This is a genomic window from Psychrobacter sp. HII-4, from assembly GCF_904846595.1.
GTDB lineage: Bacteria > Pseudomonadota > Gammaproteobacteria > Pseudomonadales > Moraxellaceae > Psychrobacter > Psychrobacter celer.
Genome location: NZ_CAJHBJ010000082.1, coordinates 1 through 1,971, shown reverse-complemented (window position 1 = coordinate 1,971; position 1,971 = coordinate 1). Strand labels below are relative to the sequence as shown.

The 1,971-nt window shown below is 42.4% G+C and carries 2 protein-coding genes; one reads left to right on the top strand and one right to left on the bottom strand.

Features of this window, described 5'->3' with window-relative positions:
* Positions 1–145: 145 nt before the first annotated feature.
* On the bottom strand, positions 146–1,048 hold the full coding sequence (locus JMX98_RS13735; RefSeq protein ID WP_201587383.1) for a hypothetical protein: 903 nt from the start codon (positions 1,046–1,048) through the stop codon (positions 146–148).
* 384 nt (positions 1,049–1,432) lie between these two features.
* Here JMX98_RS13735 and JMX98_RS13730 point away from each other — a divergent pair, with 384 nt between their 5' ends.
* A complete protein-coding gene (locus JMX98_RS13730; protein WP_201587382.1) occupies positions 1,433–1,846 on the top strand; it encodes an organic hydroperoxide resistance protein in 414 nt (137 codons plus the stop codon).
* The last annotated feature ends 125 nt before the right edge of the window (positions 1,847–1,971 follow it).

The window sequence follows — 1,971 nt, the reverse complement described above, 5'->3', positions numbered from 1 at the left end:
CGTCAAGGTGGTCAATGCCGATTCGAAACTGGACGGCGGCGCTCAATCGCTTTATGATTATGTTCGATGACCGTATCAGCAGACATTTAATCTAAATCGCAGTTACACAGAATTCGGGATGGTCTCCCTAAATTATGGGCTTTTTTTAATAATAGCGTTTGATTTCTTGTTCTAAAAAGTCAGCCGCTACGTCATTGACCAACGTGCAATCGACTACGCCGCGAAAGCTGTCTTCATTAGGTCGCTGTTCATTTTTGTTGATATAGTTTGCATCAAAAACCGACTTGCCATATTCGGCACCATAGTAGTTATATTCAGGCCGCTCATCGGTAGCAAAAAACGTCACCTGAGCCGCACGAGCATTATTATCTTTACCTACCTTGACTGTGGTAGTGGAATATCGCTGATTGTCACCAAACCTATCCTCATTTACCTCAATCCAGTCTTCTAGGGTTTGATATCGTGTTTTGTTTTTATCATTGAACACAAAAAACGCTTCTTCGCTCTTAGTCACAGGGATATAACACACGGAACCAGTAGGGAAGCTAGCATTTGTAGGAATATTGGTAAAATTATTCAAATCAGTGAAAATACCACGATCATCACTAGGACGATTGCCTTTTTGGTAGCTACTAGCATCTGTTCCTGATAGGCTCAACGTTCTATAGCGTATTTGATAGTTCAATTGTTTATTACTGCCCTTCTCATAGATAGGACGTTTTACTGTGCGGCCATCGACTTCAATATAGCGATCTTCGAGGGTGCCTTCAAAGTTGTTTCCTAACACGGTTGCAACTGGTAAATCATTAATATTTGGCGAGCTCAGCGCACCTTTGATGTTTGTGACATCAATATCACGCTCTCCATCACTATATTCAATCTCAATACGTGCGATGTTATTGTTTACGCGCTCAAAATGATTGATTTCAAGCTCGTTACTATTCCCCGAACCATACACACCATCGTCTTCTTCACAGCCAACCATCGTCAGCGCCAACACAGACAATACGCTGGGAATCACCATCCGTTTTTTTATAGAGTTGCTCATTAACATTAAGTAGTATCCTTGTCATGGTCAGGTCGATTGCCATTTGTTGTCATCTATACTGAGGATCAAACAGCGATATTGATGTGATTAGTTTACCTCAATACCCTCATTATTTATATATCAACGCTGTTTTGTTATGCGCACACTGTTTGTATATTTACAAACTTTTTATATATGTTTACGCCTGACCCATTGTGCGCATCAAATAGCTTGCTACCATGGATAAAAACAATACGAGCTTACCAGCCTTTATTCGACGCTCGCACCTACAATCGTATTTATATAAGTCTTTAATACATAAGTTTCTAAATCAATTTTAATACAATAGTCTCTAAATCAATAAAGCTCACCACGAGCGACAAAACCAACGACAAAGGATGTGTTATGAAAACCTTATATTCTACTAAAGGTACAACCACCGGCGGCCGTGCAGGCTCAGCCAGTCTCGCTGATAGCGATCTGAGTATCAATATGGTACCGCCCGGCTCTGGCAAAGACGGCAATAACCCAGAGCAGCTATTTGCCATGGGTTACAGCGCTTGTTTTGATGGCGCATTAGGCGCGGTCAAACAAATGGAAAAAGCCAAATTTGACTCCACCACCGAAGTAGAAGTGGATCTGATGCAAGGCGAAGGGCATGACTATGAGCTGGCGGCAAAAATCCACGTGATTGGCAAAAACACTGAGCTATCTGCTGATGAGTTCCAAAAGCTGGTCGAAAAAGCCCACCAAGTCTGCCCATATTCAAAAGCCACGCGCGGCAATATCGACGTCGAGGTGACATCAGAGGTTCAATAGAGACCATCCCGAATTCTGTGTAACTGCGATTTAGATTAAATGTCTGCTGATACGGTCATCGAACATAATCATAAAGCGATTGAGCGCCGCCGTCCAGTTTCGAATCGGCATTGACCACCTTGACG

Coding starts and splice junctions, on each gene's coding strand:
- JMX98_RS13730 (WP_201587382.1), top strand. CDS start 1,433: ATGAAAACCTTATATTCTACTAAAGGTACAACCACCGGCGGCCGTGCA.
- JMX98_RS13735 (WP_201587383.1), bottom strand. CDS start 1,048: ATGAGCAACTCTATAAAAAAACGGATGGTGATTCCCAGCGTATTGTCT.